This window comes from Teichococcus aerofrigidensis, assembly GCF_054073225.1.
The window spans coordinates 1-23,629 of the sequence record NZ_JBSXMU010000007.1 but is presented as its reverse complement, the minus strand read 5'-3'; the positions used below and the strand labels follow the sequence as shown (position 1 = coordinate 23,629).

Here is a 23,629-nt window from a genome sequence, read left to right as displayed (position 1 = left end):
GACAAGCCCGCTCATGCCGGCAGCCATCCCATCACCTTGAGCACGAAAGCCGTCAGGATCAGCCAGCCCAGGCTGAAGGGCAGGAAGACCTTCCAGCCCAGCCGCATCAGCTGGTCATAGCGGTAGCGGGGAAAGGTCGCGCGCACCCAGACGAAGGTGAACATGACCAGGCAGATCTTCAGGATGAACCAGAGCGGCCCCGGCACCCAGTTGAAGGGCGCGATATCCATCGGCGGCAGCCACCCTCCCAGGAAGAGCAGGGAGGTCATCGCCGACATCAGGAACATGTTGGCGTATTCGCCCAGGAAGAACAGGGCGTAGGTCATGGAGGAGTATTCCACCATGAAGCCCGCCACCAGTTCCGACTCGCCCTCCGCCAGATCGAAGGGCGGGCGGTTCGTCTCGGCCAGGGTCGAGATGAAGAAGATGACGAACATCGGGAAGAGCGGGATGAAGAACCACACCGTCTTCTGCGCCAGAACGATCTGGGTCAGGTTCAGGCTGCCGACGCAGAGCAGCACGGTCACGATCACAAGGCCCATCGAGACCTCGTAGGAGACCATCTGCGCCGCCGAGCGGAGCGCGCCCAGGAAGGCGTACTTGGAGTTGGAGGCCCAGCCGGCGATGACGATGCCATAGACGCCGAGCGAGCTGATCGCCAGCAGGTACAGCACGCCCACATTGATGTCGGCGATCGCCCAGCCCTCGTTCACCGGGATCACCGCCCAGGCGATCATCGCCAGGATGAAGGTCAGCACCGGCCCGACGATGAACAACGCCCGGTTGGCGCCGGCCGGGATGATGGTCTCCTTCAACAGCATCTTCGCCGCGTCGGCGAAGGGCTGCAGCAGGCCGAGCGGCCCGACCATGTTGGGGCCGACACGCATCTGCATGGCGGCCATGATCTTGCGCTCGGCATAGGTCATGTAGGCGACCGCGATCAGCAGCGGCACCAGGATCGCCAGGGTCTGCGCCACCGTGATGATCAGCACGCCGAGCGGCGAGGTGAGAAAGGCTTCCATCCCCGGTTACTCCGCCGCCAGCTTGGGCGTGGTGTCGCCCAGGTAGATCCGGGCGCATTCGGCCATGGTGTCCGAGGCCCGGCTGATCGTGTCCGCCTGCCAGTAGTTGGTGATCGGCAGGGTGAAGCCCTCGCCGGCCAGCGCCACCTCGCCGGCGGCGGGGCCGGCGGTGTCGCCGCAGCCGCCCTCGACACGGCCCTCGACCAGCCCGAAGACCGGGTTGGCCTCGACCATGCGGGCGCGCAGCGCCTCCAGCGTGTCGAAGGCCATCGGCACCTCAAGCGCGGCGCCGGCGGCGCGGATGATGCGCCAGTCCTCCTTCGCCTCGCCCGGCGGGAAGATCGCCTTGTAGCCGCGCTGCACCCGCCCCTCGGTGTTGACGTAGGTGCCGTCCTTCTCGGGATAGGCGGCGCCCGGCAGGATGACATCGGCCCGGGATGCGGCGCGGTCGCCGTGGTGGCCCTGGTAGATGACGAAGGTGCCGGCCGGGATCAGCCCCGGCTCGAAGCCATCCGCGCCCAGCAGCCAGAGCGCGTCCACCCCGCCGCCCAGCATCGCCGCCAGGTCGAGCCCGCCGGGCCCGGGGAAGAAGCCGGCATCCAGGGCGCCGACCTGTCCGCCATAGAGGTGCAGCAGGTTGAAACCATGCCATTCCGGGGTCAGCGCGCCGACCGAGCGGGCCAGATCCCAGGCCGCGGCCAGCACGGCCGCGCCATCCGCCCGGGCCGTCGCCGCGCGCCCGAGCAGGATCATCGGCTTCTTCGCCGCCTTGAGCACTTCGGCGAAATCGCCGCGCCCGGCCGCCAGATCGGCGATGAGGGAGGCCCCCTCCCCCAGATGCTCGGCATTGTAGGTGAGATCCAGCCCGGCGGGGCCGATCGTCGCCACCTTCAGCGCCCCGCTCGACCAGCGCTTGCGGATGCGGGCGTTCAGCACCGGCGCCTCGCGGCGCGGATCGCTGCCGATGATCAGCAGCGCGTCGGCCTCGTCGATCCCGGCGATGCCGGAATTGAACAGGTAGTAGTCGCGCCGCGACAGATCGAGCCGCGCGCCATCCTGGCGGCAATCGAGATTGGCCGAGCCGAGGCCGATCATCAGCTCGCGCAGGGCGAAGGCGCTCTCCGCATCGACCAGGTCTCCGGCAACCGCGCCGATGCGGCCACCGGGGATGGCCTTCAGGCGGTCGGTCACCACGGCCAGCGCCTCCTCCCAGGAGGCCTGGCGCAGCTTGCCGTCCTTCCGCACCCAGGGGCGGTCGAGCCGCTTGCGCTTCAGCCCGTCGAAGGAGAAGCGACCGCGATCGGCCATCCACTCCTCGTTCACGTCCTCATTGACGCGCGGCAGGATGCGCAGCACCTCGGGCCCGCGCGTGTCGATGCGGATGGCGGCGCCGACGGCGTCCAGCACGTCGACGCTGTCGGTCTTCCGCAGCTCCCAGGGGCGCGAGACATAGGCATAGGGCCGGCTGGTCAGCGCGCCGACCGGGCAGATGTCGATCAGGTTGCCGGAAAGCTCGGTGGTCAGCGCCTTCTCGACATAGGTGCCGATCTGCATGTTCTCGCCGCGTCCGGTGGCGCCGAGCTCCGGCACACCGGCCACCTCGGTCGCGAAGCGGATGCAGCGGGTGCACTGGATGCAGCGGGTCATGATCGTCTTGACCAGCGGCCCCATGTACTTGTCCTTGACCGCCCGCTTCTCCTCTACGTAGCGGCCGCCCTGGCCGCCATAGGCGGTGGCCTGGTCCTGCAGATCGCACTCGCCGCCCTGGTCGCAGATCGGGCAGTCCAGCGGATGGTTGATCAGCAGGAATTCCATGACGTTGCGGCGGGCGTTGCGGACCATGGTGCTGTCCGTGAACACCTTCATACCGTCCGCGACCGGATAGGCGCAGGAGGCCACCGGCTTCGGCGCCTTCTCCACCTCGACCAGGCACATGCGGCAATTGCCGGCCACGCTCAGCCGCTCGTGGTAGCAGAAGCGCGGAATTTCCTTGGCCGCGGCCTCGCAGGCCTGCAGCACGGTGGCGCCGTTCGGGACTTCGACCTCGATCCCGTCAACCGTGACCTTCGCCATGGCGTCTTACTCCGCCGCCAGCGGCATCGCGCCGCCGCTCTTCTTCTGCTTGTAGGCCGCGATGCGCTCTTCCATCAGCGGACGGAAGTGCCGGATCAGCCCCTGCACCGGCCAGACGCCGCCATCGGCGAGGGCGCAGATGGTATGCCCCTCGATCTGCCGCGTGACGCTTTCCAGCACATCGATCTCGGCGATCTCGGCGCGCCCCTCGACCATGCGGTCCATCAGGCGCTTCTGCCAGCCCATGCCCTCGCGGCAGGGGGTGCACTGGCCGCAGCTCTCATGCTTGTAGAAGGCCGCGAGCCGCGCGATCGCCTTGATGATGTCGGTGGACTTGTCCATCACGATCACGCCCGCCGTGCCCAGGCCGGACTTGTGCTCGCGCAGCGCGTCGAAATCCATCAGCACGTCGTCGCAGATGTGCTTGGGCAGCAGCGGCGTCGACGAGCCGCCGGGAATGACGGCGAGAAGATTGTCCCAGCCGCCGCGCACGCCGCCGGCATAGCGCTCGATCAGCTCCCGCATCGGGATGCTCATCTCGGCCTCGACATTGCAGGGCTTGTTCACATGGCCCTGGATGCAGAAGACCTTGGTGCCGGAATTGCGCGGCCGGCCGAAGCTGGCGAACCACGCCGCGCCGCGCCGCAGGATCGTCGGCACCACCGCGATCGTCTCGACGTTGTTGACCGTCGTCGGGCAGCCATAGAGGCCCACCGCCGCCGGGAAGGGCGGCTTCAGGCGGGGCATGCCCTTCTTGCCCTCGAGGCTCTCGATCAGCGCCGTCTCTTCGCCGCAGATATAGGCACCCGCGCCGCGATGCACGTAGAGATCGAAGTCCCAGCCCGAGCCCGCCGCGTTCCTTCCCAGCAGCCCGGCCTCATAGGCCTCGTCGATGGCCGCCTGCAGGACGACGTGCTCGTTGTAGTACTCGCCGCGCACGTAGATGTAGCCCGCATGCGCGCCCATGCCGACACCGGCGATCAGGCAGCCCTCGATCAGCGTGTGCGGATCGTTGCGAATGATGTCGCGGTCCTTGCAGGTGCCCGGCTCGGACTCGTCGCAGTTGACCACGAGATAGGACGGGCGCCCGTCCGGGCTCTCCTTCGGCATGAAGCTCCACTTCATGCCGGTCGGGAAGCCGGCGCCGCCGCGGCCGCGCAGGCCGGACTGCTTCATCTCCTCGATGATCCAGTCGCGCCCCTTGGCGATGATCGCTGCCGTGCCGTCCCAGTTGCCGCGCCGCCGCGCCTCCTTGAGGCCCCAGGGATGCAGGCCGTAGAGGTTGGTGAAGATGCGGTCCTTGTCGCTCAGCGCCATGGCGTCACTTCTCCTCCACCAGCGGGATGTCGAGCAGGGTCTCGGGCCCGCCCTCCGGCGCGCTGCACAGCCGCCCCTTGGCGCTGCCCGGCCGCGGCCGCTCGCCACGCTTCAGCGCCTCGATCAACCGGACGGTGCTGTCGTAGTCGAGATCCTCGTAGTAGTCGTCATCGACCTGCAGGATCGGCGCGTTGACGCAGCCGCCCAGGCACTCGACCTCGCTCAGCGTGAACAGCCCGTCCTCGCTGGTTTCGCCATAGCCCGCCAGGTGCCCGGCATCCTTGCAGGCGCGCAACACCTCGTCCGAGCCACGCAGCCAGCAGGGCGTGGTGCCGCAGACCTGCAGGTGGAAGCGTCCGATCGGTTTGGTGTTGAACATGAAGTAGAAGGTGGCGACCTCGTAGACGCGGATCGGCGCCATGCTAAGGCGCAGCGCCACCTGATCCATCGCCACGCGCGGCACCCAGGCGCTGCCGGTCTGCCGGCCCATCTGCTTCTGCACGACATAGAGCAGCGGGATCACGCCGCTCGCCTGCTTCCCTTCGGGATACCGCGCCAGGATCTTCGCGATCTGCGCCTCGCTCTCGGCGTCGAAGGCGAAGCTCGACGGCTCCTCGTGATGATGCGCGCTCACCGGTCGATCTCTCCGAACACGATATCCAGGCTGCCGATGACGGACACCGCATCGGCCAGCATGTGGCCCTTGGACAGCTTCTCCATCGCCTGCAGATGCGCGAAGCCCGGCGCGCGGATCTTGCAGCGATAGGGCTTGTTGCCGCCATCGGCCACGAGATAGACGCCGAACTCGCCCTTGGGCGCCTCGACCGCCGTATAGGTCGCGCCGGCCGGCACGTGATAGCCCTCGGAATAGAGCTTGAAATGGTGGATCAGCGCTTCCATCGAGCGCTTCATCTCGCCCCGCTTCGGCGGCGCGATCTTGCTGTCCTGCACCTTGATCGGGCCGCCCGGCATCGCCGCCAGGCACTGCTTGATGATCTTGAGGCTCTCGCGCATCTCGGCGATGCGGACGAGGTAGCGCTCGTAGCAGTCGCCATGGCTGCCGACCGGGATCTCGAAATCGAGCTGGTCGTAGATGTCGTAGGGCTGGCTGCGCCGCAGATCCCAGGCACAGCCCGAGGCGCGGATGCAGGGGCCGCTGAAGCCCCAGGCCATCGCCTCCTCGGCGGTCATGATGCCGATGTCGACGGTCCGCTGCTTGAAGATGCGGTTGCCGGTCAGCAGCCGCTCGATATCGTCGACGAATTTCGGGAACTGTTCGGCCCAGGCCGCGATGCGGTCGGTCAGCCCGGCCGGAATGTCCTTGGCGACGCCGCCCGGCCGCACGTAGTTGGCATGGTAATGCGAGCCCGAGGCCGCCTCGTAGAACTCCAGCAGCACCTCGCGCTGCTCGAAGCCCCAGAGAGAGGGCGTCGTCGCGCCGACATCGAGCGCGTAGGTGGTGATGTTGAGGATGTGGTTCAGCACGCGGCTGATCTCGGCGAACATCACGCGGATGTACTGGGCGCGCAGCGGCGCCTGGATGCCGAGCAGCCGCTCGGTGGCCAGGGCGAAGGCGTGCTCCTGCGCCATCGGCGCCACATAGTCCAGGCGGTCGAAATAGGGCAGCGCCTGGAGATAGGTCTTGTACTCGATCAGCTTCTCGGTGCCGCGATGCAGCAGGCCGATATGCGGATCGGCGCGCTCCACCACCTCGCCCTGCATCTCCAGGATGAGGCGGAGCACGCCATGCGCCGCCGGATGCTGCGGGCCGAAGTTGATGGTGTGGCTGTCGATCTCGACCGTGCGCGTGCCGCCGGCGGCCGGGGTGTCTTCGGTGCTGAGGCTCATTCGCGGCCAATCCGGTTGAGGTGCACCTTCTCGTCGCCCGGCAGGGTGGTCATGCCTTCCCAGGGCGAGAGGAAGTCGAAGTTGCGGAATTCCTGCGTCAGCTGCACCGGCTCGTAGACAACCGCCTGCCGCTCGGCGTCGTAACGGACCTCGACGAAGCCGGTCAGCGGGAAGTCCTTGCGCAGCGGATGCCCCTGGAAGCCGTAATCCGTCAGGATGCGGCGCAGATCCGGCTGGTTCTCGAAGACGACGCCGTACATGTCCCAGGTCTCGCGCTCGAACCAGGTGGCGCTCGGCCAGATGTCGTGCACGCTGGCGACCGGCCGCTCGGCGTCGGTCGCGATGATGACGCGGATGCGATGGTTCTGCGTCAGCGACAGCAGGTTGTAGACCACGTCGAAGCGCTCGGCACGTCCCGGCCAGTCGACACCGCAGATGTCCATGCACTGCTCGAAGGCGAAGCGCGGATCGTCCCGCAGCATCAGCATCACGGCATGCAGCGCCTCGCGCCGCACCCGGATCTCCACCTCGACGCCGCGCGCCACACGGGATTCGAGCGACACGCCGGCGGGCAGGCCGGACAGCACGGCGGAGAGGAGCGCCTCCTGCGGCGTGGGCTCGCGCGGCGCCTCGGCGGTCAGTTCGGTCGGGGTCGTGTCAGCCACGGAGGATGCTCCCCGTCCGGCGGATCTTCTTCTGCAGTTGCAGGATACCGTAGACCAGCGCCTCCGCCGTCGGCGGACAGCCGGGAACATAGATGTCCACGGGCACGACACGGTCGCAGCCGCGCACCACGCTATAGCTGTAATGGTAGTAGCCGCCCCCATTGGCGCAGCTGCCCATGCTGACGACGTAGCGCGGCTCGGCCATCTGGTCGTAGACCTTGCGCAGCGCCGGCGCCATCTTGTTGGTCAGGGTGCCGGCGACGATCATCACATCCGACTGCCGCGGCGAGCCGCGCGGGATGACGCCGAAGCGGTCCAGGTCGTAGCGCGGCATGTAGGCGTGAATCATCGGCACCGCGCAGCAGGCGAGACCGAAGGTCATCGGCCAGAGGCTGCCCGTGCGCGCCCAGTTCACCACCTTGTCGAGATTGGCGACGACGAAGCCCTTGTCCTCGATCTCGCCGTTCACGCCCTTCATCACGGCGTCCTGCTCGGCGCCCGGCGGCAGGGCCTGCTTGTTCCAGGCCAGTTGGTTGCTCGCGCTCATTCGCCGCTCACTCCCAGTCCAGGGCGCCCTTGCGCCATTCATAGATGAAGCCGACCGTCAGCACGGCGAGGAAGGCCATCATCGAGAGGAAGCCCAGCCAGCCGATGTCGCCCAGCGCCACCGCCCAGGGGAAGAGGAAGGCGACCTCGAGGTCGAAGATGATGAACAGGATGGCGACCAGGTAGAATCGCACATCGAAGCGCCGCCGCGTGTCGTCGAAGGGCTCGAAGCCGCATTCATAGGCGGAGATCTTCTCCGCATAGGGCTTCTGACGGGCCGCCAGTACACTCCCCCCCACCATGGCGATGGCAATGCCACCCGCGATGGCCAGGAAGACCAGGATCGGGAAATAGTCCGCCAGCAGGGGCTGGGTCATGATGCATCCGTCCCTTGGGGCCCAAGGCCCTACACCGCCACGCACAGGGGAGCGCGTGGATCGTCACGCCGCGAAACTACCGCAGCGCAACGCTGGGCCGGACATTACCCCCGCGGGCCGAGGATCGCCATAGGCCGGATGCCGCGTAAGGAGATTGAAAAACCAAAAGGTCAGAAAGCCAAAACGCCGCACGGGAAGCTCCCGGGCGGCGTTTTCGGACAGCGCGCTTGGCGCGAGTGACGGGGCTCGAACCCGCGACCTCCGGCGTGACAGGCCGGCGCTCTAACCAACTGAGCTACACCCGCTTGCGGCGTGGGCGGGGAAATAGGGCCCGGGCCGCCCCCTGTCAATCGACGAAAATCGCCTCCCGCGAGATAGATTCGGCCTCGCACCGAACACGCCCGGAAGGCCGGCAGATGACGCTGGTCGGATGGACAGTCTTGAAGGGGGACATGGGCACTGACGGATTCGAACCGCCGGCATCCTCGGTGTAAGCGAGGCGCTCTACCGCTGAGCTAAGTGCCCGTCGCAACGGGACTTACCCCGCCCCCGACGCCCGGACCAGCGGCAAAAGGAGACTGGAGGGGAAAGCCGGCCAGGAGCGTCGGGGGACCCGGATGGACCCCCTCTCCTCGGCACGCGGTCAGTTCAGGTCGTCGCGCAGCGCCTTGCCGGCCTTGAAGCGGACGGTCGTGGTGGCGGCGATCTCGATCTCCTCCCCGGTGCGCGGATTGCGTCCCTTGCCGGCCTTGCGGCGGGAGGTGGAGAAGGTTCCAAAGCCGACCAGGCGGACTTCCTGCTTGTTCTTCAGCGACTGGCTGATGGCATCGAACACGGCGTCGAGCACCTCTCCCGCCTTGGCCTTGGAGAGTTCGCCGGACTCCGCGACAATCGTCACGAGATCTTGCTTATTCACGTGGTTAAGCCCCCGGTTCCTGGAACGAGGAAGCCGCCGGCGGCGGCTCCATCGGAAGGACACTAAGACAAGGGGGGATCCCGGCGTCAATGTTACGCCCAGGCCAGCTTCCCCGGCGGCGGCTATTTGCCGGAGTGATGCCGGAAGGCCACGGCCGGAACCCGCGGGTCCCGGCCGTGGAAAGTCTCAGTGCGGCAGGGTGGCGGGCTGCGACGCCTTGCCGTCCGGGGCCGGCGGCGGCTCCTCCTCGGACCAGTCGATCGGCTCGGGCTTGCGCACCAGGGCCTGGGCGATGACCTCGTCCACATGCGCCACGGGGATGATGCTCAGCCCCCGCTTCACGTTGTCCGGGATCTCCGCCAGATCCTTCTCGTTGTCCTTCGGGATGAAGACCGTCTTGATGCCGGCGCGCAGCGCCGCCAGCAGCTTCTCCTTCAGCCCGCCGATCGGCAGCACACGGCCGCGCAGCGTGACTTCGCCGGTCATGGCGACATCCTTGCGCACCGGGATACCGGTCAGGATCGAGACAATGCTGGTCGCCATGGCGATACCGGCCGAGGGGCCATCCTTCGGCGTCGCGCCCTCCGGCACGTGCACATGGATGTCCCGCCGCTCGTACAGGGTCGGCTTGATGCCGAAGCTGGCCGAGCGGCTCCGCACATAGGAGATCGCCGCCGAGACGCTCTCCTGCATGACATCGCCGAGCTTGCCGGTGGTCTGGACCTTGCCCTTGCCGGGCACCATGACGGATTCGATGGTCAGGATCTCGCCACCCACCTCGGTCCAGGCCAGGCCGGTGACGACACCCACCATGTCCTCGGCCTCGGCCTCGCCATAGCGGAACTTCCGGACGCCGGCGTACTTGTCCAGGTTCTTCCGGTTGATCGTGACCTTCCGGGCCTTCTTGGAGACGATCTCCTTCACCGCCTTGCGCGCCAGGCCCCCCACCTCACGCTCGAGGTTCCGGACGCCGGCCTCGCGCGTGTAGTAGCGGATCAGGTCCAGCAGAGCCTCGTCCGTCACGCTCCACTCGCCCTCCTTCAGCCCGTTGGCCTCGGTGACCTTCGGCATCAGGTGGCGCTTGGCGATCTGCACCTTCTCATCCTCGGTGTAGCCGGGGATGCGGATGATCTCCATGCGATCCAGCAGCGGCTGCGGCATCCGCAGGCTGTTGGCGGTGGTGACGAACATCACGTCCGAGAGGTCGTAGTCCACCTCCAGATAGTGATCGGCGAAGGTCGCGTTCTGCTCGGGGTCCAGCACCTCGAGCAGCGCCGAGGAGGGATCGCCGCGCCAGTCGGCGCCGAGCTTGTCGATCTCGTCCAGCAGGAACAGCGGATTGCTGGTCTTGGCCTTCTTCATGCCCTGGATGACCTTGCCCGGCATGGAGCCGATATAGGTCCGCCGGTGGCCACGGATCTCGGCCTCGTCCCGCACGCCACCCAGCGACATGCGGACGAAGTTGCGGTTGGTCGCCCGGGCGATGGACTTGCCCAGCGAGGTCTTGCCGACACCCGGCGGCCCGACGAGGCAGAGGATCGGGCCGCGGATCTTCGGGCTGCGCGACTGCACCGCCAGGTATTCGAGGATCCGCTCCTTGATCTTCTCCAGCCCGTAATGGTCCGCGTCCAGAACCTCCTCGGCCTTGGCCAGGTCGTTGCGGATCTTGGACTTCTTCTTCCAGGGGATGGAGAGGATCCAGTCGAGGTAGTTGCGGACCACCGTCGCCTCGGCGCTCATCGGCGACATGGAACGGAGCTTCTTCAGCTCGGCCATGGCCTTGTCGCGCGCCTCGGGGGAGAGCTTGGTGGCCTTGATCTTGGCCTCCAGCTCGGCGGATTCGTCCTTGCCGTCCTCGCCCTCACCCAGTTCCTTCTGGATCGCCTTGAGCTGCTCGTTCAGGTAGTACTCGCGCTGGGTCTTCTCCATCTGCCGCTTGACGCGGTTGCGGATGCGCTTCTCCACCTGCAGGACGCCGATCTCGCTCTCCATGTGAGCGAAGACCCGTTCCAGCCGCTGCGCCACCCCGGCGATCTCGAGCAGCTCCTGCTTCTCGCTGATCTTCAGGTTGAGGTGGCTGGCGACCGTGTCGGCGAGCTTCGCCGGGTCCTCGATCTGGTTGATCGAAACCAGGACCTCGGGCGCGATCTTCTTGTTGAGCTTGATGTACTGCTCGAACTGGGAAACGACCGTGCGGGCCAGGGCCTCGACCTCGGGCGCCTCGGCGGGCGCCTCCTCGATCGGGGCGGTATAGGCCTCGAAATACTGGTCGGTCTCCTTGAAGCCGAGCACGCGAGCGCGCTTGCCGCCCTCGACCAGCACCTTCACCGTGCCGTCGGGGAGCTTCAGCAGCTGCAGCACCGTCGAGACGGTGCCGACATCATAGAGATCCTCCGCGCCGGGATCGTCCTGGGCGGCATTGCGCTGGGCGACGAGCAGGATCTGCTTGTCCTCCCGCATCACCGCCTCAAGCGCGCGGACGCTCTTCTCGCGCCCCACGAAGAGGGGAACGATCATATGGGGGAAAACGACGATGTCCCGCAGCGGCAGTACGGGGAGCAGTTCGCCAGTCAGCAATTCGGGTTTCTCATCCGCCATCGGGGACCTCACTCAGGACAGTCGGCGCTGGCCCGCCCGCGTATCGGCACGGACCCACGCCACGGGGTTCTCCCATGAGATGGTGCCGGCCTGGTCGCGGGGCAAGCCGTGGGGCCGCCCCGACTCCAGGCCGGCCCCCTCATGCGGAAGACTGCTCCGCCGCCCGTTCACCATAGATGAAGAGCGGGGCGGCGCGGCCTTCCGCCACTTCCTTGTTGACCACGACCTCCTCGACCTCCTCGAGGCCGGGAAGATCGAACATGGTGCCGAGCAGGATGCCCTCCATGATGGAGCGCAATCCGCGGGCGCCGGTCTTGCGCTGGATGGCGCGGTTGGCCACCGACTTCAGCGCGTCGTCGGTGAAGGTCAGCTTGGTGGCCTCCATCTCGAACAGGCGCTGGTACTGCTTGACCAGGGCGTTCTTCGGCTTGGTCAGGATCTCGACCAGGGCCTTCTCGTCCAGATCCTCCAGGGTGGCGACGACCGGCAGGCGGCCGATGAACTCGGGGATCAGGCCGAACTTCAGCAGATCCTCCGGCTCGACCTCGCGCAGGATGGCCCCCATCCGCCGCTCGTCGGGGCCGCGCACCTCGGCGCCGAAGCCCATGCCGGAGCCCTTGCCCTTGGCGGCGATGATCTTGTCCAGCCCGGCGAAGGCACCGCCGCAGATGAACAGGATATTGGAGGTGTCGACCTGGAGGAATTCCTGCTGCGGATGCTTCCGGCCGCCCTGGGGCGGGACGGAGGCCACCGTGCCCTCCATGATCTTCAGCAGCGCCTGCTGCACGCCCTCGCCGCTCACGTCGCGCGTGATCGAGGGGTTGTCGGACTTGCGGCTGATCTTGTCGACCTCGTCGATATAGACGATGCCGCGCTGCGCCCGCTCGACGTTGTAGTCGGCCGCCTGCAGCAGCTTGAGGATGATGTTCTCCACATCCTCGCCGACATAGCCCGCCTCGGTCAGCGTCGTGGCGTCGGCCATGGTGAAGGGCACGTCCAGGATGCGGGCGAGCGTCTGGGCCAGCAGGGTCTTGCCCGAGCCGGTCGGCCCCACCAGCATGATGTTGGACTTGGCGATCTCGACCTCGCCGCCCTTCGCGCCATGGGCCAGGCGCTTGTAATGATTGTGCACCGCGACGGAGAGCACCTTCTTGGCGTGCTCCTGCCCGATCACGTAATCATCCAGCACCTTGCAGATCTCGCGGGGGGTCGGCACCCCGTCGCGGGACTTCACCAGATGCGTCTTGTGCTCCTCGCGGATAATATCCATGCAGAGTTCGACGCACTCGTCGCAGATGAAGACCGTCGGGCCGGCGATGAGTTTGCGGACCTCGTGCTGGGACTTGCCGCAGAACGAGCAGTAAAGGGTGTTCTTCGAGTCGCCGGACTTGCTCATGAGCGCTCCTGGACCCCCCGGCATCGGGCCGGCGGATCTTTCGGGACTGTAGCCCCCCTGTCATCCAGGGGGAAGCGGAACGGAAAAGGAGCGGCTTGACCCTCCTCCTTCCCCGCCATTCGGGAGACGACCCGGGAAACATTCCCACAGCCGGCACCGGCCAGGGCCGGGCGGTGCCGCGGGAACGGGCCCTCCCCGCTGGGGATCACCCCTTGGGCGCCTCGGTCGGCGCGGCCGGGCGCTGCTCCACCACCTGGTCGATCAGGCCGAACTCGCGGGCCTCCTCGGCGGTCAGATAGGTGTCGCGCTCCATCTTCCGCTCGATCTCCTCGAGAGACTGGCCGGTGTGATGGGCATAGATCTTGTTCAGCCGCTCGCGCGTTTTGAGGATCTCGCGCGCCTGGATGGCGATGTCCGTGGCCTGGCCCTGGGCGCCGCCGGACGGCTGGTGGATCATCACCTGGCTGTTCGGCAACGCGAAGCGCTTGCCCTTCTCGCCCGCCATCAGCAGCAGCGAGCCCGCCGAGGCGGCGATTCCGAGGCAGACCGTCGAGACGGGGGCGCGGATGTACTGCATGGTGTCGTACATGGCGAGGCCCGCCGTCACCACCCCGCCCGGGCTGTTGATGTAGAAGGCGATGTCCTTGTTCGGGTTCTCGCTCTCCAGGAACAGCAACTGGGCGCAGATCAGCGAGGACATCTGATCGTAGATCGGCCCCGTCAGGAAGATGATCCGCTCCTTCAGCAGGCGCGAATAGATATCGAAGGCGCGCTCGCCCCGGGCGGTCTGCTCGACGACCATCGGGACGAGGTTGTTGTAGATTTCGACCGGATCGCGGTCCCGCATTGTGCATCCTCTCGCGGTGGCGGAGCCGGCCGGACCTGCCATGGACCCCCTGTCCATGGCCTTCCGGCTGCTGGCCGCCGCCGTCACCCTAAAGCTTCCAGGTTAACATGGGGCAGCCGGCGGCGGCGGGAAAGAGGGGGTCCCCCCGGCGCCCGAAACGGCCAGGGGCCGGGGCGGGGAACCCTCCCCGCGCCCAGCCCCCGCATTTCCGCCGAACAGCAGCAAAAACAGTCGTTAATCAGGCCGTCGGATCGGCCGAGAGCTCGCCCGCCGGAACTTCCTTCTCGCTGACCTGGGCCAGTTCCAGCATGAAATCGACCACCTTCTCCTCGAAGAGGGGCGCCCGCAGATTCTCGATCGCCTGCGGATTCTTCTGAAAGAACTCCAGCACCTGCCGCTCCTGGCCCGGGTAACGCTGGGCCTCGGTGCGCATGGCGCGGGTCAGCTCGTCATTGGAGACCTGGATGTTGTTGCTGCGGCCGATCTCGGAGAGCAGCAGGCCGAGGCGGATGCGGCGCTCGGCGATGGCCCGGTAGTCGGCCTTGAGCGTCTCCTCGTCCTTGCCCTTGTCCTCGTCGTCCAGGCGGCCCGCCTTCAGGTCGGTCTCGACGCGCTGCCAGATCTGGGCGAACTCGGCCTCGACCATGGAGGGCGGCACCTCGAAGCTGGCCTGCTCCGACAGGGCGTCGAGCAGCTTGCGCTTCACGTTGAGGCGGGAGAGCTGGTCGTACTCGCCCTGGAGGCTCTCCGTGATCCGCGTCTTCAGCTCGTCCAGGCTCTCCAGGCCGAGCTTCTTGGCGAAGTCCTCGTCGAGCGCGGGGCTGACCGGCTTCTTCAGCGCCTTGGCGGTGATCTCGAAGCGCGCCGGCTTGCCGGCCAGCTCGGCCGCCCCGTACTCGGCCGGGAAGGTCACGTCGACATTCCGGGTCTCGCCGACCTTGATGCCCTCGAGGCCCTCGGCGAAGCCCGGGATGAAGCCGGCGCCGCCGATCTCGACCGGCATGTCCTGGCCCGAGCCACCCTGGAAGGGTTCGCCCGCCGTGTCGCCCTCGACCAGGCGGCCGACGAAATCCGTCACCACCACGTCGCCCTGGGCGGCCGGACGCTCCTCAGTGACATCCTCCAGGCTGCGGTTGCGGGCGGCGATGCCCTCCAGCGCCTTGGTCACCTCCTCGTCGCCGACCTTGGCGACGGGCTTCTCCAGGCTGATGCCGGAGAAGTCGGGCAGCGGGATCTCGGGCAGCTGCTCCAGCTCGATCTTGAACTCCAGATCGGCGCCGTCCTCGAACTTCACCAGCTCGATCCTGGGCTGCATGGCCGGGCGCAGGCCGCGCTCGTCCACCACCGTCTTGGTGACGGACTGCACCTGCTCCTCCAGCACCTCGCCCATGACGGCGGAGCCATAGCGCTGCTTCACCACGCCAAGGGGCACCTTGCCCGGGCGGAAGCCCGGAAGGCGGATGTCCTTGGCCAGCGACGCCAGGCGCTGGTCCCGCGCCGCGGCGATATCCGCCGCCGGAACCACCACCGTAAAGGCCCGCTTCAGCCCGTCGGCTGCCAGCTCGGTCACCTGCATCGTCGCTCTACCCGCTCCTGAGATCAGTTCCGTGCCGGCGGTCCGGTGGTGCGGGCGGAGGGACTTGAACCCCCACGGCTTGCGCCACTGGAACCTAAATCCAGCGTGTCTGCCAATTCCACCACGCCCGCGGACGCAAAGGCCGGCGTTGTCATGAGCCGGCGCGTTTAGCGCAGCGGCGCCCTTATTGAAAGGGCGGCCGTCGCGGCGCCCGCCGGAGGCCGGCTTGCGCCCCGCCCGCCGGGGCGGCAGAGAGTAGGGCGACGACGCGGAGAACCCGTATGAGCCTGGCCAGCACCGCCACCCTCCCGCCCCTGGAAAGCCTCCCGGAGCGCGTGCGGGGCATCGAGATCAACCAGATCGCCGAGATCGCCGATCTGGCGCGGGAGGATCCCGAGGTCATCAAGCTCTGGATCGGCGAGGGCGACCTGCCGACCCCCGCCTTCGTCACCGAGGCCGCCGCCGCCGCCATGCGGGCCGGCCAGACCCGCTATACCTACGCCCTCGGCCTGCCGCGGCTGCGCCAGGCGCTGTCCGACTATCACCGCCGCCACTGGGGGGTGGAGGTGCCGGCCGGGCGCTTCACCGTCACCGCCGGCGGCATGAACGCCATCATGCAGGGGCTGCAGGCCATCCTGCGCCCTGGCGACGAGGTCATCATCCCGGGCCCGCACTGGCCCAACTTGGGCGAGACCGTGAAGCTGCTGGGCGGCGTGCCGGTGGACGTGCCGCTGCGCGAGCGCGAGGGCGGCGGCTTCACCCTGGCGCTCGAGGACATCGCCGCCGCCCTCACCCCGCGCACCCGCCTCATCGCCATCAACTCCCCCTCCAACCCGACCGGCTGGGTGATGCCGAAGGCGGAGATGGTGGCGCTGCGCGACCTGGCGCGGGAGAAGGACCTCTGGCTGCTCTCGGACGAGGTCTACAACCACTACACCTATGGCAACGCCATCGCCCCGTCCTTCTTGGAGATCTGCGACGGCACGGACAAGCTGCTGGTCAGCAACACCTTCTCGAAGAACTGGGCGATGACCGGCTGGCGCGCCGGCTGGCTGATCTTCCCCGAGGGGCTAGCCCCCGTCTTCGACAATCTCGGCCAGTACAACACCACCTCGATCCCGACCTTCGTGCAGCATGCCTGCATCGCCGCGCTCGAGCAGGGCGACGACTTCATCCGCACCATGGTCGGCCGCTGCGCCGAGAGCCGGCGCATCTTCTGCGAGGGGCTGGGCGCCCTCCCCGGCATCCGGCTGCAGCCGCCGGAGGGGGCCTTCTACCTGATGTTCGGCGTCGACGGGGAGGCGGATGCCCGCGCCCTGGCGCGCCGGGTGCTGACCGAGGCCAAGGTGGGGCTGGCGCCCGGCACCGCCTTCGGCCCCGCCGGCCAGGGCCGGCTGCGCCTCTGCTTCGCCATCGATGCCGAGCTGGCGCGGGAGGCGATGCGCCGCCTGGACGGGTTCTTCCGCCGCCGCTGAGTTCCCTGGCGCCGGGCCGGCGATTGTCTATCCTGGCCCCTCCGCAGCCGGAAGTCGCGAGTCTGGAGGTGTCATGCGCGCGATCCGCCCGGAGGACGAGCCCGTCGAGGTCGCGGCGCCGGTCATCCTCTATTCCTTCGACCGCCCGGACTATCTGCGGCGGGTCTGCGCCGGCCTGCGGGCGCAGCGGGGCGCGCGGCTCGATCCGGCCGGGATCTGGCTGCTGCAGGACGGCGCCGTCTCGCCGCACACCGGGCGCCGGCGCGGCGATCCGGCCGCCATCGCGGCCAGCATCGCCGTCTTCCGCGAGGCCTTCCCGGCGGGGCAGGTGCTGGACAGCGCGCACAATCTGGGCGTGGCCCACAACATCCTGCGCGGCGAGCGCCTGGCCTTCGAGACGCTCGACGCGCCCCTGGCCTACTTCTTCGAGGACGATCTGGAGCCCGGCCCGCATTACCTCTGGGCGCTGGAGCAGCTCCGTCGCCGCAGCGAGGCCGAGCCGCGCATCGCCTATTTCGGCGCCTATGGCGATCACCGGCGCGACTATCCGGGGCCGGAGGTGAAGTACATCCCCCTGGAGCACCATTGGGGCTTCGGCCTCTACCGCCGGGCCTGGCGGCGCATGGCCGACTGGCTCGCCCCCTACTACGCGCTGCTGGAGGGCCGCGACTACAACGACCGTGACCACGGGCGGATCTTCCGCCTGTGGGAGGGGCTGAGCATCGCCAGCGAGGCCTCCTCCCAGGACGCGGCCAAGAGCATCGCCTGCCTGGAGCTCGGCCTCTCCCGCGTGCTGACCACGGTCAGCTTCGGACGCTACATCGGGGAGCGCGGCAATTCCTTCTCGCCGGCGCATTTCCGCGCCATGGGCTTCGACCGCCACCGCATCGTCGCGGCGGAGGCCTTCGCCTTCCATCCGCTGGACCCGGCGCGGCTGGAGGCGGTGGACGCGCATCACCGCCGGCATTACGAGCGGCTGCGGCGCGAACGGTTCGACGCCATCCTCGCCGCGCATCCCGCGCGGGGCTGAAGCCCTCAGCCGAGCAATGCCTGGGCGCAGGCGTCCAGGATGGCATCGGTGTCGAGCCCATACTCCCGGTAGAGGTCCGGGATGTCGCCCGCCTGCCCGAAATGGTCGACGCCGAGCGGCACCACCCGCTGCCCGCGCACCGCGCCCAGCCAGGCATGGGCGGAGGGATGGCCATCCAGCACCGTGACCAGGGCCGCGTCCGGCGCCAGCGGCGCCAGCAGCCGTTCCACATGCGAGGGTGCCGCGCCCGGCGCGCGGCGCGCGGCGCGCCGGGCCGCCAGCCAGCCGGCATGCAGCCGGTCGGGGCTGGTGATGGCGAGCAGCCCGGCCCCCGGCTCCTCCTCGCGCAGCGCCTCGAAGGCGGCGAGCGCCTCCGGCGCCACCGGCCCCTGATAGGCGATGGCGATCCCCGCCCCCTCCGCCGGCGGCACGGCCCAGTGGCCGCCGGCGATCACCGCCGCCGGGTCGAGGTCGCGCTGCGGCTGGACGATGCCGCGGGTGGAGAGCCGCAGCCAGACCGCCGAGCCCTCCGGCTGCTGCATGTGGTGGAAGGCATGTCGCAGCAGGATGGCCAGCTCGTCGGTATGCGCCGGCTCGTAGGCGGCCAGCCGGTCCTGCGCCATGCCGATCAGCGGCGTGTTGATGCTCTGGTGCTGCCCGCCCTCCGGCGCCAGGGTCAGGCCCGAGGGGGTGGAGACCAGCAGGAAGCGGGCATCCTGGTAGCAGGCATAGATCAGCGCATCGAGGCCGCGGTTGACGAAGGGATCGTAGACCGTGCCCACCGGCAGCAGCCGCGCCCCGTGCATCCGGTCCGCCAGGCCCAGCGCGCCCAGCACGAGGAAGAGGTTCTGCTCGGCGATGCCGAGTTCCACGTGCTGCCCCTTGGGCGACATCCCCCAGCGCTGCGCCGAGGCCAGCTTGGAGTCGCGGAAGACATCGTTCTTCAGGTGGCGGTCGAAGATGCCGCGCCGGTTCACCCAGGGGCCGAGGCTGGTGGAGACGGTGACGTCCGGGCTGGTGGTGACGATGCGCGACGCCATCGGCGCCAGTTCCCGCCCGCCACGGCCGATCTCGGCCATCATCTCGCCGAAGCCCGCCTGGGTCGAGAGCATGCGGTTGGGCGGCAGGCGCGGCGGCGCCAGCGCCGCCGGCACCGGAACCTCGGGCGCCGTCAGGCTGCGCCCCTCCTCCGCCAGGGGCCCGGCGAAGGGCACCGAGGCCAGGAAGGCCTCCAGCTCGGCCTCCGGGATGTCGAGCCCCTCGAAGCGGTCCCATTCATGGCCCGGCCGAATGCCCATCCCGTCGCGGAAGGCGAGCATCTGCTCCCGGGTCATCAGCCCGGCGTGGTTGTCCTTGTGCCCGGCGAAGGGCAGGCCCATGCCCTTGACGGTATAGGCGATGAAGCAGGTCGGCTGGTCGCCCGCCGCCTCCTGCGCGCGGAAGGCCTCGGTCAGGGTCTCGATGTCGTGCCCGCCGAGATTGGTCATCAGCGCGCCCAGCTCCTCATCGGTGAGGGGGTCGATGATGGCGCGGATGCCGGGGAGGCGGCCGAGCTCGGCCAGGATGGCGGCGCGCCAGGCGGCGCCGCCCTGGAAGGTGAGCGCGGCATAGAGGCTGTTCGGGCAGTCGTCGATCCAGCGGCGGAGATGCTCGCCCTCCTCGCGGGCGAAGGCGGCCTCCAGCCTGCGCCCGTATTTCAGCGTGACGACGTTCCAGCCCATGTCGCGGAACAGCCCCTCGATACGCCCGAAGAGCCGGTCCGGCACCACGGAATCGAGGCTTTGCCGGTTGTAGTCGATCACCCACCAGACATCGCGGACGTCGTGCTTCCAGCCTTCCAGCAGGGCCTCGTAGATATTGCCCTCGTCCAGCTCCGCATCACCCACGATGGCGACATGGCGGCCCTTGGGCATGCCCGGCCGCGCCAGGCCGTGCAGGTGGACATAGTCCTGCACCAGCGCGGCGAAGCTGGTCAGCGCCACGCCGAGCCCGACCGAGCCGGTGGAGAAGTCCACCTCCGCCCCGTCCTTCACCCGGCTCGGATAGGGCTGGATGCCGCCGAACTGCCGCAGCGTCGCGAGCTTCTCCCGCTCCTGCCGGCCGAGCAGATAGTTGACGGCGTGAAACACCGGCCCGGCATGCGGCTTCACCGCGATGCGGTCCTGCGGCCGCAGGATGTCGAAGTAGAGCGCCGTCATGATGGCGGCGACCGAGGCCGAGGAGGCCTGGTGGCCGCCGACCTTCAGCCCGTCCCGGTTGGGGCGGATGTGATTGGCGTTGTGGATGGTCCAGGCCGAGAGCCAGAGCAGCTTGCGCTCCAGCGCCTGCAGCAGCTTCAGCCGCCGGGAAGGGTCCTGCTCGGGGCGCAGCGCGCGGGGGTCGGGCGTGGCGTTCATGGATCTCCCCTTCCGTCCTTCCTGGGACCTTGTCGGAACAGGCTACAGACGGGCCGGCGATCCACCAAGCGTCGCGGCATTAACTCCCCGGCAGGACGGGTGGAGGCAGACTTCCCTCCTGCCTGCGCCAAGGGACCGTCCCCGTGCCCGACCACCTCTCCCTCGCCTGCCGGGGCGGCCAGAAGCCGCGCCCGGCCCTGCCGCCGCTGTCCATGGCCTTCCAGCCGATCCTGCGCTGGAGCGGCGCGGGACGGGAACTTTTCGGCTTCGAGGCGCTGGTGCGCGGCCCCGCCGGGGAGGGCGCCGGCAGCGTCATGGCACAGGTGAACCACCGCAACCGCTTCGCCTTCGACCGGTGCTGCCGCCTCCGCGCCATCGAGCTGGCGGCGGAACTCGGCCTGGCGGGGACCGGGGCGGCCCTGTCGCTGAACATCCTGCCCGGCGCCGCGACGGCGTCCGAGGCCTGCATCCGCGCCACCCTGGCCGCCGCGCGGCGCGCCGGCCTGTCCCGGCGGCACCTGATCCTGGAGATGACCGAGCAGGAGGCGATGCTGCATCCGGCCCAGCTGCAGGCCCTGATGGACGGCTGCCGCGCCCTGGGCTTCCGCATCGCCATCGACGATTTCGGCGCCGGCTACTCGGGCCTGGTGCTGCTGACCCGCTTCCGCCCCGACATCGTGAAGCTCGACATGGAACTGCTGCGCGGCGTGGACGCCGATCCGGCGCGCCGCGTCATCCTGCGCCACCTCGCCGCCATGTGCGCCGAGCTCGGCATCGCCGTGGTTGCCGAAGGGGTGGAGACCCGGCCGGAATTCGAGGCCCTGCGCGACCTCGGCATCCAGCTCTTCCAGGGCTACTACTTCGGCCGCCCCGGCTTCGAGCACCTGCCCGGCCTGGCGGCCTGACGGGGGCGGGGTCGGCTCAGACGCTGCGCGCCAGCTTGCGCAGACTGGTCGCCGCCGCCCGGCTGCCCTCGCCGACATAGGCCTCGTGATAGTCCTCGATCTTCGCCGGGTCGTAGAGATAGTTCACCATGAAGCCGAGGCTTTCACGCATGCCCTTCTCGGAGGTGTCGCCGCGCCAGCAGATGCGCTCGACCCGCGCGCCGTTCGAGAGATGGAAGTGCCCGACCGGATCGCGCGCCCGGCGGCCGCCCCGTCCCGTCTCCAGCACCAGGTAGCGGGCGCAGAGCCGGGTGAGGATGGCCTCCGCCTTCGGCGCCCAGCGCGCCGGCAGCGTCCTCGGCGAGGCCAGCAGGGCGCGCAGCGCGGCCTCGCCGCTCTCCAGGCCGGAAACCTCCGCCAGTTGCCGGGCTTCCTCCTCGCTGAGCAGCTTCGGCTCCTCCGCCGCCAGCCTCTCCTCCAGCCAGCGCCGGAAGCCCGGGATCGGCGAGAGGGTCGAGAAGGCCTTGATGTTCGGCAGGTCCTGGGACAGCAGCGCGACCACCCGCTTGATCAGGAAATTGCCGAAGGAAATGCCGTCCAGCCCGCGCTGGCAGTTGTTGATCGAGTAGAAGATCGCGGTATCCGCCTTGCGCGGGTCCTGCACCGGCGCCTTCTCGTCCAGCAGCTTCTGCACCGAGCCGGACAGGCCCTGCACCAGCGCCACCTCGACGAAGATCAGCGGCTCCTCGGGCATGCGGGGGTGGAAGAAGGCGTAGCAGCGGCGGTCGGAATCCAGCCGGTTCTTGAGGTCGCGCCAGGTGCGGATGCGATGCACCGCCTCATAGCCCACCAGCTTCTCCAGCAGCGCGGCGGGCGAGTGCCAGTCGATGCTGCGCAGCTCCAGGAAGCCGAGGTCGAACCAGCTGGCGAAGAGGCCGCGCAGGTCGGCGTCCAGCGCCAGCAGCATCGGGTCCTGGCCCATGACCCGCAGCAGATCGGCCCGCAGATCGACCAGGAACTTCATGCCGTCGGGGATGGTGGTGAACTGGGTCAGCAGGCGCAGGCGCGGCGGCTCCAGCACGCGGCGCAGCTTCGCCTTGGCGGCCGCCCGCGCGGCGCCGTCGCGGGCGGCGCTGACCTCGCGCATCGCCGCCTCGACCGCCACCGGATCGGAATCGAAGCCCGCCAGCGCTCGGAAGAAGGCCATGCGCCCGGCCGGGTCGAGGGCCAGGTAGGATTGCGCCAGGCTCGCCGCGCGGTTCCGCGCCGAGATCTCGCCGCCCGGCGCCTCCAGGCTGGCGCGCAGGCGCGTCTCCCAGGAGGCATCCTCCGCCGGGGCCGAGACGGAGGAGGCCATGTCACGCCAGAGCAGGGCGACACGCTTCAGCGCCCGGTCAAAAAGGCCTGGTTCCGCGACGGCGACATCGGACATGGGGGGTTCCTCGGTAGCGGGCCCGGCGGCAGGCCGGGCTTTGTAATTCAACGAAATATATGGTGAGGAGGTTGCCCTATCCCAGCCCGCCGGGAAAGCGCGAAGGCGAAGCTCTCGGCGATGTGGGGCAGCAGGTCCTCGGCGATCAGCGGGCTCCCCGGAGAGCGCCCCCCGAGCGCGCGGCGGGCCGCCTCGCCGTGCAGCCAGACGGCGGCGCAGGCGGCCTCGAAGGCCGGCAGGCCCTGTGCCGACAGCCCCGCCGCGAGACCGGCCAGCACGTCGCCGCTGCCGGCGGTGGCCAGGGCGGGCGGGGCGTTGTCGTTGATGGCGGCGCGGCCGTCGGGGGCTGCGATGATGCTGTCGGAGCCCTTCAGGACCATCACGGCGCCGGTCGCCGCCGCCGCGCCACGGGCGGCGGACAGGCGATCCGCGCCGGGCGGGCCGAAGACCCGGGCGAACTCGCCCGCATGCGGCGTGAGAATGGCGGCGCCACGCAGCCGGTCCGGCGCGCCGGCGGCCGCGCTGAGCGCCCCGCCATCCGCCACCACGGCGCGCCCGGCCGCCAGGAGACGCGCCAGCACCGCCAGCGTCTCCGCCGAGGGCGGCAGGCCGGGCCCGACCAGCCAGGCATGGCGCCGCGTGTCCGCCAACAGCGCCTGGAGCGGCGACTCCGTTACCAGATGGCCCGGCTCATCGGCGCGGAACAGCGCGGCGGTGGTGGCATCCGCGGTGGCGAGGCTGACCAGCCCGGCCCCCGCGCGCCGCGCCGCCGCCGCCGCCAGCCGCGCCGCCCCCGGCATCTCCGCCCCGGCGGGAATCGTCAGATGGCCCTGGGCGAACTTGTGGCTCCCCGATGTGCGGCGCGGCAGCGTCCACAGCCAGGGCCCGTTGTGGAAGCAATGCACGCCCAGGCCCGGCAGCACCGCCTCTGGCAGGCCGATCGGCGCCAGCACCGTCTCGCCGCAGAGGTCGCGCCCCGGCAGCAGCAGGTGGCCCGGCTTGCGGCGGAAGAAGGTGACGGTGAGCACGGCCGGCGTCACGGGGCCGCGTGGCTGGCCGGTGGCGCCATCCAGGCCCGAGGGCACATCCACCGCGACCACCGGCCCGCCGGCCGCGCCCAGGACCGCCGCGACCTCCGCCGGCAGATCGCGCGTCAGGCCGGCGCCGAGCACGGCATCCACCACCAGCGCCGCGCGCGCCGCCTCGCCGGGCGCGAAGGGCAGCACCGGCC

Annotated in this window: 19 protein-coding genes and 3 tRNA genes; 3 read left to right on the top strand and 19 right to left on the bottom strand. The window is 69.2% G+C overall.

Translation table 11 applies throughout. The annotated features are described in order from the left end of the window. Positions 1-11 precede the first annotated feature (11 nt). From nuoH to ACVMLK_RS03245, 16 genes are all read right to left on the bottom strand, one after another. Positions 12-1,022, bottom strand: a complete 1,011-nt coding sequence (gene nuoH / locus ACVMLK_RS03320; protein WP_198364594.1) for an NADH-quinone oxidoreductase subunit NuoH — start codon at positions 1,020-1,022, stop codon at positions 12-14. Positions 1,023-1,028: 6 nt separating this feature from the next. After that, entirely contained in the window at positions 1,029-3,095 is a 2,067-nt protein-coding gene (nuoG, locus tag ACVMLK_RS03315) for an NADH-quinone oxidoreductase subunit NuoG (RefSeq protein ID WP_457485622.1), read from the bottom strand. 6 nt (positions 3,096-3,101) lie between these two features. Next, positions 3,102-4,412, bottom strand: coding sequence for an NADH-quinone oxidoreductase subunit NuoF (nuoF, locus tag ACVMLK_RS03310; protein WP_422924602.1), 1,311 nt, complete (start codon positions 4,410-4,412; stop codon positions 3,102-3,104). A gap of 4 nt (positions 4,413-4,416) precedes the next feature. Continuing rightward, positions 4,417-5,046: a complex I 24 kDa subunit family protein gene (locus ACVMLK_RS03305; protein WP_457485621.1), complete on the bottom strand. Its 630-nt coding sequence runs from the start codon at positions 5,044-5,046 to the stop codon at positions 4,417-4,419. Beyond that, positions 5,043-6,260 (bottom strand): NADH-quinone oxidoreductase subunit D, encoded by a 1,218-nt coding sequence (locus tag ACVMLK_RS03300; RefSeq protein ID WP_457485620.1) that lies wholly within the window; start codon positions 6,258-6,260, stop codon positions 5,043-5,045. Before ACVMLK_RS03300 ends, ACVMLK_RS03305 begins: the two co-directional genes overlap by 4 nt. Beyond that, positions 6,257-6,925 carry an NADH-quinone oxidoreductase subunit C gene (locus ACVMLK_RS03295; RefSeq protein WP_198364589.1) on the bottom strand — a complete coding sequence of 223 codons (669 nt, stop codon included), beginning with the start codon at positions 6,923-6,925 and terminating at the stop codon, positions 6,257-6,259. The genes ACVMLK_RS03300 and ACVMLK_RS03295 overlap by 4 nt, the downstream gene beginning before the upstream one ends. Continuing rightward, positions 6,918-7,472, bottom strand: a complete 555-nt coding sequence (locus ACVMLK_RS03290) for a NuoB/complex I 20 kDa subunit family protein (protein ID WP_422924607.1) — start codon at positions 7,470-7,472, stop codon at positions 6,918-6,920. Before ACVMLK_RS03290 ends, ACVMLK_RS03295 begins: the two co-directional genes overlap by 8 nt. Before the next feature lie 7 nt (positions 7,473-7,479). Beyond that, positions 7,480-7,848: an NADH-quinone oxidoreductase subunit A gene (locus ACVMLK_RS03285; protein WP_198364587.1), complete on the bottom strand. Its 369-nt coding sequence runs from the start codon at positions 7,846-7,848 to the stop codon at positions 7,480-7,482. A gap of 228 nt (positions 7,849-8,076) precedes the next feature. After that, positions 8,077-8,153, bottom strand: a tRNA-Asp gene (locus ACVMLK_RS03280). A gap of 148 nt (positions 8,154-8,301) precedes the next feature. After that, positions 8,302-8,373, bottom strand: a tRNA-Val gene (locus ACVMLK_RS03275). A 118-nt stretch (positions 8,374-8,491) separates the two neighbouring features. Beyond that, complete coding sequence (locus ACVMLK_RS03270) at positions 8,492-8,764, bottom strand: HU family DNA-binding protein (protein ID WP_198364586.1); 273 nt, start codon at positions 8,762-8,764, stop codon at positions 8,492-8,494. Positions 8,765-8,950: 186 nt separating this feature from the next. Continuing rightward, on the bottom strand, positions 8,951-11,362 hold the full coding sequence (gene lon / locus ACVMLK_RS03265; protein WP_457485619.1) for an endopeptidase La: 2,412 nt from the start codon (positions 11,360-11,362) through the stop codon (positions 8,951-8,953). Positions 11,363-11,501: 139 nt separating this feature from the next. Then, the gene (gene clpX, locus ACVMLK_RS03260) at positions 11,502-12,758 is read right to left on the bottom strand and encodes an ATP-dependent Clp protease ATP-binding subunit ClpX (RefSeq protein WP_198364584.1); all 1,257 of its coding nucleotides are present in this window, start codon (positions 12,756-12,758) and stop codon (positions 11,502-11,504) included. A 205-nt stretch (positions 12,759-12,963) separates the two neighbouring features. Beyond that, complete coding sequence (clpP, locus tag ACVMLK_RS03255; RefSeq protein WP_198364583.1) at positions 12,964-13,605, bottom strand: ATP-dependent Clp endopeptidase proteolytic subunit ClpP; 642 nt, start codon at positions 13,603-13,605, stop codon at positions 12,964-12,966. A gap of 238 nt (positions 13,606-13,843) precedes the next feature. Further along, a complete protein-coding gene (gene tig / locus ACVMLK_RS03250) occupies positions 13,844-15,181 on the bottom strand; it encodes a trigger factor (protein ID WP_457485618.1) in 1,338 nt (445 codons plus the stop codon). A 46-nt stretch (positions 15,182-15,227) separates the two neighbouring features. Beyond that, positions 15,228-15,312: transfer RNA gene (locus ACVMLK_RS03245), tRNA-Leu, on the bottom strand. Positions 15,313-15,462: 150 nt separating this feature from the next. Here ACVMLK_RS03245 and ACVMLK_RS03240 point away from each other — a divergent pair. Continuing rightward, positions 15,463-16,656, top strand: a complete 1,194-nt coding sequence (locus ACVMLK_RS03240; protein ID WP_198364581.1) for a pyridoxal phosphate-dependent aminotransferase — start codon at positions 15,463-15,465, stop codon at positions 16,654-16,656. 73 nt (positions 16,657-16,729) lie between these two features. Continuing rightward, positions 16,730-17,686: a hypothetical protein gene (locus ACVMLK_RS03235; protein WP_457485617.1), complete on the top strand. Its 957-nt coding sequence runs from the start codon at positions 16,730-16,732 to the stop codon at positions 17,684-17,686. Positions 17,687-17,691: 5 nt separating this feature from the next. On the opposite strand, the gene ACVMLK_RS03230 is transcribed toward ACVMLK_RS03235, so the two are convergent. Further along, on the bottom strand, positions 17,692-20,082 hold the full coding sequence (locus tag ACVMLK_RS03230) for a 1-deoxy-D-xylulose-5-phosphate synthase N-terminal domain-containing protein (protein WP_457485616.1): 2,391 nt from the start codon (positions 20,080-20,082) through the stop codon (positions 17,692-17,694). A 143-nt stretch (positions 20,083-20,225) separates the two neighbouring features. On the opposite strand from ACVMLK_RS03230, the gene ACVMLK_RS03225 reads away from it, so the two are divergent. Further along, positions 20,226-20,987 carry an EAL domain-containing protein gene (locus tag ACVMLK_RS03225; RefSeq protein WP_422924615.1) on the top strand — a complete coding sequence of 254 codons (762 nt, stop codon included), beginning with the start codon at positions 20,226-20,228 and terminating at the stop codon, positions 20,985-20,987. A 16-nt stretch (positions 20,988-21,003) separates the two neighbouring features. Here ACVMLK_RS03225 and ACVMLK_RS03220 read toward each other — a convergent pair whose 3' ends face one another. Next, positions 21,004-22,398, bottom strand: a complete 1,395-nt coding sequence (locus ACVMLK_RS03220) for a malonyl-CoA decarboxylase (protein ID WP_422924617.1) — start codon at positions 22,396-22,398, stop codon at positions 21,004-21,006. Positions 22,399-22,445: 47 nt separating this feature from the next. Next, on the bottom strand, positions 22,446-23,629 hold a 1,184-nt coding region (locus ACVMLK_RS03215), incomplete at its 5' end, for an NAD(P)H-hydrate dehydratase (protein WP_457485615.1).

What these genes read in the sequence shown, in the direction of transcription:
- nuoH (WP_198364594.1), bottom strand. Translation starts at nt 1,022, where the DNA reads ATGGAAGCCTTTCTCACCTCGCCGCTCGGCGTGCTGATCATCACGGTG.
- nuoG (WP_457485622.1), bottom strand. Translation starts at nt 3,095, where the DNA reads ATGGCGAAGGTCACGGTTGACGGGATCGAGGTCGAAGTCCCGAACGGC.
- nuoF (WP_422924602.1), bottom strand. Translation starts at nt 4,412, where the DNA reads ATGGCGCTGAGCGACAAGGACCGCATCTTCACCAACCTCTACGGCCTG.
- ACVMLK_RS03300 (WP_457485620.1), bottom strand. Translation starts at nt 6,260, where the DNA reads ATGAGCCTCAGCACCGAAGACACCCCGGCCGCCGGCGGCACGCGCACG.
- ACVMLK_RS03290 (WP_422924607.1), bottom strand. Translation starts at nt 7,472, where the DNA reads ATGAGCGCGAGCAACCAACTGGCCTGGAACAAGCAGGCCCTGCCGCCG.
- ACVMLK_RS03285 (WP_198364587.1), bottom strand. Translation starts at nt 7,848, where the DNA reads ATGACCCAGCCCCTGCTGGCGGACTATTTCCCGATCCTGGTCTTCCTG.
- lon (WP_457485619.1), bottom strand. Translation starts at nt 11,362, where the DNA reads ATGGCGGATGAGAAACCCGAATTGCTGACTGGCGAACTGCTCCCCGTA.
- clpX (WP_198364584.1), bottom strand. Translation starts at nt 12,758, where the DNA reads ATGAGCAAGTCCGGCGACTCGAAGAACACCCTTTACTGCTCGTTCTGC.
- clpP (WP_198364583.1), bottom strand. Translation starts at nt 13,605, where the DNA reads ATGCGGGACCGCGATCCGGTCGAAATCTACAACAACCTCGTCCCGATG.
- tig (WP_457485618.1), bottom strand. Translation starts at nt 15,181, where the DNA reads ATGCAGGTGACCGAGCTGGCAGCCGACGGGCTGAAGCGGGCCTTTACG.
- ACVMLK_RS03240 (WP_198364581.1), top strand. Translation starts at nt 15,463, where the DNA reads ATGAGCCTGGCCAGCACCGCCACCCTCCCGCCCCTGGAAAGCCTCCCG.
- ACVMLK_RS03235 (WP_457485617.1), top strand. Translation starts at nt 16,730, where the DNA reads ATGCGCGCGATCCGCCCGGAGGACGAGCCCGTCGAGGTCGCGGCGCCG.
- ACVMLK_RS03230 (WP_457485616.1), bottom strand. Translation starts at nt 20,082, where the DNA reads ATGAACGCCACGCCCGACCCCCGCGCGCTGCGCCCCGAGCAGGACCCT.
- ACVMLK_RS03220 (WP_422924617.1), bottom strand. Translation starts at nt 22,398, where the DNA reads ATGTCCGATGTCGCCGTCGCGGAACCAGGCCTTTTTGACCGGGCGCTG.